We start from the raw sequence: 8,025 nt of genomic DNA on the forward strand, positions 1-8,025 counted from the left end.
CGGGCGCGGGGCATGCGCTGGTGCATGGCGGAACGGGGTGCCGGGTGGATGGTTCTGGCCGCAGTGGCGGCCTGCGGTCGCCATCGCAAGCAAGTCTAGGAACGGATGGCGGCCGTGCCGTGAACGATCTTGGGTGCCGACGTCCCAGGTTGAGGAAATGCGTCCGGCGGCAGCGCGTGCCAAGCCTGCTGCCGCGGAATGCCGCTGCCTACAATCCGTCGCCATGACACCCACCCCCGCGTCCTGCGTGCTGGAGCACTGGTCCTCCAGCGAAGTCGATCCGGCCATTCGCCTGGATTACTGGCGCGACGTGGCGCACAACTGGGTGGATGTGCAGCCCCTGTCGCCGGGTGAGGAGCTCGACGCCTCCTGGTCGCTGCTGCGCGGGCAGGCCAGCTTCTTCGGCACCAAGCGCTCCACCGCCTACGAAATGCGCACCGGCCCGCAGCACGTGCCTCCGGCGGAGGACATGGTGGTGCTCTCGCTGCTCCAGGCCGGCGAAATGCGGCTGAACGCCGCGCCGGGCGAGCACCAGCACGCCACGGCGGGCATGCTGGGCATGTACGTGCCCGAGCAGGAAGGCTGCTACCGCTGGGGCGCCGGGGCGCGCCAGACCTACCTGGCGCTGCCGCGCCGCCTGGTGTGGGACACGCTCGGGCACAAGCCGGAGAACACGCTGCTGCTGCCGCAGCGCTGCGCGCTGGCGCCCATGCTGGCCAGCCAGCTCGGCCATCTGGCGCTGCTGGTGCGCCAGCCCGGGCAACTCGACAACGTGGAGTACGGCGGGGTGCTGGACGCCACGCGCGCGCTGGCGCTGCTCATGCTGCGCAACCTGGGCCGCCAGGGCCTGGGCGCCGACCTGCCCGATCTGCACGAATGCCTGCACGCGGGCCGCCATGCGGCGGCGCTGCACTTCATGGAGCAGCAGGCGCACAGGCACGACCTGGATGCGGCTTCCATAGCGCGCGGCGCGGGCTGCTCGCGCACGCGGCTGTACGAGGCCTTCGCGGCGCAGGGCCAGACCGTGATGGGCGCGCTGCGCGAGCTGCGCCTGCAACGCGCGCGGCGCGGCATCGAGCAAAGCGCCCGGCTGCATGTGGGCGGGCTGGCGTGGCGCTGCGGCTTTGCCGACGCCTCGGGCTTCAGCAAGCTGTTCCGCGCGCGCTTCGGGCTCTCGCCCACCGAATGGCACCAACGGACGCACACGGACACCCACCACGAACAGAGTTGAACGATGCCCCCCTACAACAACCCTTGGCGCGGCGGCGCGGCTTCATGGCGGCCGCCGTCGGGCTGGCATGGCCGATGCTGGCGCCCCCGGCGCGGGCCGCCACGGCAGCGTCCACGGGCACCGAGCGCGGCGCAACGCGCGTGACTGGCTTCGCCGATGTCGAGATGGACTTCCAGCCCATGCGCCAGCTCGGCGCCGCGCGCTACGGCGGCGCCTCAGTGGGGGAGTGCTTCGCGCTGGCTCAGCGCATCCAGAACGGACAGCCGGAGAGCTGGGTGAACGAGTTCGCCGCCGCTGCCGTACGCCAGGAGGAGGACGCGCAGGCGTGCGAGGAGGCGGCTATGCCCTTCGGCAACAAGCTGCTGCCCGGGTACTACTTCCGCGCGCCGCAGTCGGGCCGCAGGCAGGGCAAGACGCTGATCATCATCAGCGGCTACGACTGCACGCTGGAGGAAACCTGGCTGGCCTACGGCCGCGCAGCGCTGGAGCGCGGCTACCACCTGCTGCTGGTCACGGGGCCGGGGCAGATAGACACGCTGCGCGGGTACCCCGGCCTGGCCTTCGTGCCGGAATATGAGGTCATCGCCCACGCGGCGCTGGACTTCCTGCTGGCACGCCGGGGCACCGACCCGCGCCGCGTGGCGCTCATGGGCATCAGCTACGGCGGCTACTTCGCCACGCGCATGGCGGCGCACGAGCCGCGCATTCGCGCGCTGATCGCCAATTCGCCAATTCGCCCATCGTCGATCTGCACGCCTACATGGCCTGGTGGGCAGCGGCGAGGAGGGCACCGACGGCCACTGCCAGACGGGCAATCTGGCCTACTCCGCCGCCGTCTCCATGGACTGGCTGGACGAGGTGTTTTGACGGGCGTGCGGGACGCCCTTCCTCAACCTGGGACGCCGGCACCGCAGATCGTGTCCATGCCCTGGCCTGTTTCTCCATAAGTGCCCTTGCGCGGCGTTCGCTGGCTTGGTCCGTGCCGGGTTCATGGGCCGTGGGTTTCTGAAACGTCCAGCGTTTCATTCATGAAAAACGGCTCCAGCGCCTACCAGGAAAGCGCTGGCAGCTATCAAAAACAGAGTCTCTCGCGCTTGCGCGCGCTCCTGCCGCATCCCGCCCCACCTCCAGGTGGGACGCATTCCCCCAACCTGGGACGAATCACCACCAGATCGTTGCCCCTCGCCCCCGGGACCGTGCCTACAGTCGAAGCGACAAAACCACGACACCCGCAGCAAGCCATGTTTCCCACCCTTTCCCTTCTTCGCCTTGGCGCGCTGGCCGGCCTGGCGTGCGCACTGGGCGCCTGTGGCGGCACGGCGGCGCCAGGCGCGGTGCGGCAGGCCGCAGCCGACCTCGACACCCTGGTGCCGCAGTGGATGGCGCGCACCGGCGTGCCGGGCGTGGCCGTGGCGGTGGTGTACCGGGGCGAGATGCTGTATGCGCGCGGCTTCGGCGTGCGTCGGGTGGATGGCGACGCGCCGGTGGACGCCGACACGGTGTTCCAGCTCGCCTCGCTGTCCAAGTCCGTGGGCGCCACCGTCATGGCCGGGCAAATGCAGGGCCTGGCGGTGGATGCTCGGCATGCCATCGGATGGAACACGCCCGTGCAGCACCTGCTGCCCGGCTTCGCCCTGGGCTACGCCGAGGCGCAGGACAACGCCCGCCTGACCCTGGGCGACCTGTATGCGCACCGCAGCGGCCTGCCGGACCACGCGGGCGACCTGCTCGAAGACCTGGGCCACACGCGCGCCGAGGTGCTGCAGCGCCTGCGCCACGCGGCGCTGAACCCCTACGGCAGCTACGCCTACACCAACTTCGGCCTGACGGCCGCCGCCGAGGCCATGGCCCAGGCGCGCGGCACGGACTGGGCCACGCTGTCCGAGCAGACGCTGTACCAGCCGCTGGGCATGGCGCGCACCAGTTCGCGCTACGCCGATTTCGCCGCACGCGAGAACCGCGCCTGGGGCCATGTGCAGGCCGGCATCAGCGCGGCCAGCTACGGCGCCTCGCCTGCGCGCTACGCCGTGCAGCAGCCCCCGCGCCAGCCCGATGCGCAGTCGCCCGCGGGCGGCGTCAGCGCCAGCGCAGCCGACATGGCGCGCTGGATGGCGCTGGTGCTGGCCCAGGGCCACTGGCAGGGGCGGCAACTGGCCAACGCGGCGGCGCTGCAGGCGGCGATGACGGCGCGCCCCGGCGGCACCTATGGCTATGGCTTCAACGTGGGGCCCGATCCGCACGGCCACCCCAGCGTTTCGCATTCGGGCGCGTTCCTGCTGGGCGCGCACACCGCGTTCATCCTCTGGCCGCAGGCGGATCTGGGCATCACCGTGCTCACCAATGCCCAGCCGCGCGGCCTGGCCGAGGCCATTGCGCTGGCCTTTGGCGAGCAGGCGTTGGGCGATGCCGCGCCGGGTGCGCCCAGCACCGACTGGCTCGCCGTGATGCAGGAAAAGATGCGCGGCCTGTACCGCCCGTTGGGCGCACTGGCGGGCCAGCAGCCGCCCGCCGCGCCGCTGCCGCCCCAGCCGCTGGCGCAATACGCCGGGCGCTACGCCAGCGCCTACTACGGCGGCGCCGAGGTGCAGCGCAGCGGCGATGCGCTTGACCTCGTGCTCGGCCCGGCGCGGGTGCGCTACCGGCTGCGCCACTGGAGCGGCGACCAGTTCGTTTTCACGCCCGATGGCGAGAGCGCGCCACCCGGCTCGGTGTCGGTCGTGCAGTTCAGCCTGGATGGCGGACAGCGCGCCGTGCAGATGCAGATCGAATATTTCGGCGAAGACACGGCGCGCGGCCTTTTCGCGCTCGTGGCCGATGGCCAGTGACAGGGGGCCGGTTCCCTGCGCAAACATTTCCAGAAGGAGACCTACCATGACGCCCCCCGCACGACGCGAGACACCCCGCTTTTTCCCGGCCAGCGCCTTGGCGCTGTCCTGCGCCCTGCTGCTGGCGGCCTGCGGCGGCGGCGACGGTGGCACCACCCCGAACACTGGCGACGTGACGAAACGCATCTACGTGCTGTCGGCCGATGCCGGGCAGGCCGGCGCGGTGGCCGCCGGGCAGACGCTCAGCGTGACCCTGACGGGCGTCGAGCCCGGGGTGGACTGGTACAGCGACCGCCCGGCGCGCGAGACGGGCGAGGCCCGCGTCGAGAACTTCGTGGGTACCGACTGGCAGCGTGTGTATGGCGGTGTGGCGCCGAATGCCCTGCTGCAGTTCCAGAACGCCAGCGGCGTACATGCGGTGTTCGGCAGCGTGCAGGCAGCGCAGTACGACGGCGCCACGCGCACGCTGCGCCTGGAGCTGCGCGTGGCCAAGGCATCCCCCGGCCTGGGGGCGAGCGCAGGCAGCTTCACCCTGCCGGTGGTGACGCTGCTCAACAACCTGCAGGCGCCCGCGCAGGGCTCGACCTTCGCCATGGCGGCGGGCCGCACCGCGCTGCAATCCGATGGCAAGGGCGGCCAGCGGCTGGTGCTGCAGGACGTGGATGAAGACGTGCTGTGGATGAACAACGCGCCGGCGCGCGCCGGCGACTTCGAGAGCCTGGGCAACTTCGTCAATGTCTGGGACAAGCGCTTCGGCGATGCGCTGCCCAACGCCTCCGTGGCCGGTGATCCGGGCAATGGCAACTACGGCATCGTGCCGCTGACGCTGTCCGACCCGGTGTACGACAGCGCCACGCGCAGCCTGAGCTTTGCCGCCGTGCCGCTGGCCGGGGCGAGCCTGCCGGGCCAGGGGACGCTGCGCAACGCCATCGTGTTCGTCGACGCGGGCGACCGCGCCTCGCCCGCCAGCGTGTTCGAGCAGCCGTGGCGCGGCGTGGCGTACTCGGCCATTCCGGCCAAGTTCCAGAGCAACCCCACGGGGGCGTTCTTCGATTCCGACACCACCTCCAGCGCCTTCCAGGCCTTGTGGGGCAGCAAGGACGGCTGCGGGCGCAACGACCTGGAGGCCATGGCCGCGCAGGGGGTGAACCTGATCCGCCTGTACGACTACAACTACCAGCGCGGCTCCGACAAATGGACCACGGGCGGCAACGGCCACATCGCCTTCCTGGACAAGGCGCAGTCGCTGGGCATCAAGGTCATCATCCCGGTCTCGAACTACAACTTCAAGAACCAGGACGGCAACAACCGCCCGTGGGACAACATCGACCTCACCGTCACGCAGATCGTGGCCAGCGTGAAGAAGAACGGCGCCATCCACCCGGCGGTGCACTCCTTCAGCATCGGCAACGAGCTCGATCTGCCGAAGGAGGACCAGACTTGGCAGGCGCTGTTCCCCAAGGCCGCGCACGTGGCCAGCCTGCTCCACAAGCTCGCGCCGGACCACTACATGACGGTGCCCGTCAGCAATGCCGACGAGAAGACGTTCTACGAGGAGCTGCGCAAGCAGTTGCCGGCCGATGTCTACCAGAGCCGCTTCTACAACGCGGTGCAGACCTTCAAGCTCAAGACCGGCAACGACCTGCGCGACAACATCCTGCAGGCCTACGACAACCTGAACCTGGGCGTGCCGCTGGTCATCACCGAGCTGGGCACGAACAACATCGGCATCGGCTCGGTCGATGCCAAGGTGAACGCGGTGCTGGGCCAGGCCAGCGCGGTGCGCGAATACATGGACGCCAACCCGCGGTCCCTGGTCAAGGGCTTCTCCATCTTCGAGTGGCAGAACTCCAACTGGAAGCGCAACGGTGGTCCGGACAATACCGAGTCCACGTTCGGCATCCATGCCTATGGCCCGGTGCTGTGCCAGTCCAAGACCGGCGTCTTCGGCATGTGGAACGCCAAGGACTCCTACTGGGTTCCCTTCCACGGCGATGTCGCCTACGACGTGGACGCGCTGGTGCCGCTCACCAGCGCTGACCACCCCGAGGGCTTGCTGAAGGCGCTGTCGCCGTATTTCAAGTGAGGCCGGCGGACATGCCCGGGCGGCCTTCCCCATAATCCGTCGCATGCCCCCTGCCGCACCACCCTGCACGCTGGAGCGCCTGCACACCCACGACGTGGAGCTGGCGCTGCGCTTCGACGCCTGGCGCGAGCGCGCCCACCAGTGGGTGGAAATGCTGCCGCCGCCACCCGGCGCGGTGCTCGACGCCGAGCTGCTGATGCTGCGCGGCGGCGGTGATTGCGTGTTCGGCACCATGCGCTCTTCGGCCTACGAGATGCGTGCGGCGGCGCAGCGCATGGCGCATGCGCCCGGCATGGTGGTGCTCACGCTGATCCAGTCGGGCGAGATGCTGCGCGACGCCGCGCCCGGCGAGCACCAGCGCACCGGACCCGGCGCGCTCGGCCTGTACGACCCGTGGCGCATGGGCAGCTACCGCTGGAGTGAAGGCTCGTGCGAGGCGTTCCTGGCATTGCCGCGCGACGTGGCGCAGGCGGCGCTGGGGCGCGAGCCGGGCAATCTGGCGATAGCGCCCGGGCACTGCACGCTGGCGCCGGCGCTGGCCGCGCAACTGGGCCACCTGGCGCTGCTCGTGCGCCAGCCCCAGCGCATCGACGCGGCGGAATACGCTGGCCTGCTGGACGCCACGCGCGCGCTGGCGCTGCTCATGCTGCGCAACCTGGGCCGCCAGGGCGCGGGCGTGGACCTGCCGGACGCGCGGGAGAACCTGCATGCCGGCCGCCACGCGGCGGCGCTACGTTTCATGGAGCTGCACGCCCACACCCATGGCTTGGACGCCGGTTCAATAGCGCGCGGCGCGGGCTGCTCGCGCACGCGGCTGTACGAGGCCTTCGCCGCGCAGGGCCAGACGGTGATGGGCACGCTGCGCGAGCTGCGCCTACAGCGCGCCCGGGGCCTAATCGAGCAGAGCCCGCGCCTGCACGTGGGCGCACTGGCGTGGCGCTGCGGCTTTGGCGACCCGTCGGACTTCAGCAAGCTGTTCCGCACGCGCTTCGGGCTCTCACCCACGGAGTGGCACGAACGAGGGTGGGGGCGCTAAATAAACGGCCTAGTCATTCATTCGGGCGTGTCATCAATCGATGCCTGGGTGAACTCAACGGTCATATAGCCCACTCAGCTGAGCCAGACCATGGCAGCAGCCAAATAAATGGCACCCAAAAAAACTGCGTGCCATCTTGGCATAACGCGTAACAATGGCCCGGTATTGCTTGAGGCGCGGAAAGAAGTTCTCGACAAGGTGGCGCGCCTTCTATAGGTGCCGGTCATGCTCGCGTGGCTGTTTGCGCTTGGCACACCCCTCCAGAGCAATGGCACACGCCGCCAAGATCTGCAAACCATGTTGACCATCGCACTGTGCACCGCCATCGCAGGTGCAGACAACTGGGTGGAGGCGTTGAGTTTGGCAAGCTGCATCAGGCCTGGTTTGAGTGCCTGGTGCCCATGCCCTCAGGCATTACCTCCCACGATACTTTTGCCCGGATTCTTTACCTGCTCGATGGACAGGAATTGGAGCGGGTCTGCCAACTGAACCACCTCGGGTTTGAACTGACCCCCAGAAGTTGGACGGTTGCCATCGCGCCAACTAGGCGGTGTTTCTCAGCCGGTATCCCACCGGGCTGAGCCCGTTCAATCCGAGCTTGATGCGCTCGTGGTTGTAGTAATTGACGTAATTATGCACGCCCGCTTCGAGCGCATCAAGGCTGCTGGGTGCTGCAAGTATGGAAATACTCAACCTTCAGGGTGCCGAAGAAGCTCTCAATTGCCGCATTGTCAAAGCAGTTGCCCTTACGGCCACCCCTTTCAAGGTGTTTCCCGCCCAGCCTTGATAACCCGCGCGGTTGCCACATGCGAGCGAGCGAGGCTGCCGTCCACGAACCCTTTGGGAG

At 69.1% G+C, this 8,025-nt stretch carries 5 protein-coding genes and 1 pseudogene; 5 read left to right on the top strand and 1 reads right to left on the bottom strand.

What is annotated here, in order from left to right; all coding sequences use genetic code 11:
• Nucleotides 1–223 precede the first annotated feature (223 nt).
• The 5 genes from EV674_RS12935 (at nt 224) to EV674_RS12955 (ending at nt 7,178) form a co-directional block, all read left to right on the top strand.
• On the top strand, nt 224–1,231 hold the full coding sequence (locus EV674_RS12935; protein WP_241524965.1) for a helix-turn-helix domain-containing protein: 1,008 nt from the start codon (nt 224–226) through the stop codon (nt 1,229–1,231).
• A complete protein-coding gene (locus EV674_RS12940) occupies nt 1,228–2,178 on the top strand; it encodes an alpha/beta hydrolase family protein (RefSeq protein ID WP_132750447.1) in 951 nt (316 codons plus the stop codon). The genes EV674_RS12935 and EV674_RS12940 overlap by 4 nt, the downstream gene beginning before the upstream one ends.
• A 294-nt stretch (nt 2,179–2,472) precedes the next feature.
• Nucleotides 2,473–4,056, top strand: a complete 1,584-nt coding sequence (locus tag EV674_RS12945; RefSeq protein ID WP_165887101.1) for a serine hydrolase — start codon at nt 2,473–2,475, stop codon at nt 4,054–4,056.
• A gap of 46 nt (nt 4,057–4,102) precedes the next feature.
• Nucleotides 4,103–6,142 carry a cellulase family glycosylhydrolase gene (locus EV674_RS12950; RefSeq protein WP_132750448.1) on the top strand — a complete coding sequence of 680 codons (2,040 nt, stop codon included), beginning with the start codon at nt 4,103–4,105 and terminating at the stop codon, nt 6,140–6,142.
• Nucleotides 6,143–6,185: 43 nt separating this feature from the next.
• Nucleotides 6,186–7,178, top strand: coding sequence for a helix-turn-helix domain-containing protein (locus EV674_RS12955; protein ID WP_119013688.1), 993 nt, complete (start codon nt 6,186–6,188; stop codon nt 7,176–7,178).
• Between the two features lie 543 nt (nt 7,179–7,721).
• Here the strand turns inward: EV674_RS12955 and EV674_RS12960 are convergent.
• Nucleotides 7,722–7,929, bottom strand: a pseudogene (locus tag EV674_RS12960) (IS3 family transposase); the annotation flags it as partial.
• Between the last annotated feature and the right edge of the window lie 96 nt (nt 7,930–8,025).

Origin of the sequence: Simplicispira metamorpha (assembly GCF_004341365.1) — a bacterium.
GTDB lineage: Bacteria > Pseudomonadota > Gammaproteobacteria > Burkholderiales > Burkholderiaceae_C > Simplicispira > Simplicispira metamorpha.

Excerpts from the sequence above, each read along its gene's own strand:
- EV674_RS12935 (WP_241524965.1), top strand. The coding sequence starts at position 224 with ATGACACCCACCCCCGCGTCCTGCGTGCTGGAGCACTGGTCCTCCAGC.
- EV674_RS12945 (WP_165887101.1), top strand. The coding sequence starts at position 2,473 with ATGTTTCCCACCCTTTCCCTTCTTCGCCTTGGCGCGCTGGCCGGCCTG.
- EV674_RS12950 (WP_132750448.1), top strand. The coding sequence starts at position 4,103 with ATGACGCCCCCCGCACGACGCGAGACACCCCGCTTTTTCCCGGCCAGC.
- EV674_RS12955 (WP_119013688.1), top strand. The coding sequence starts at position 6,186 with ATGCCCCCTGCCGCACCACCCTGCACGCTGGAGCGCCTGCACACCCAC.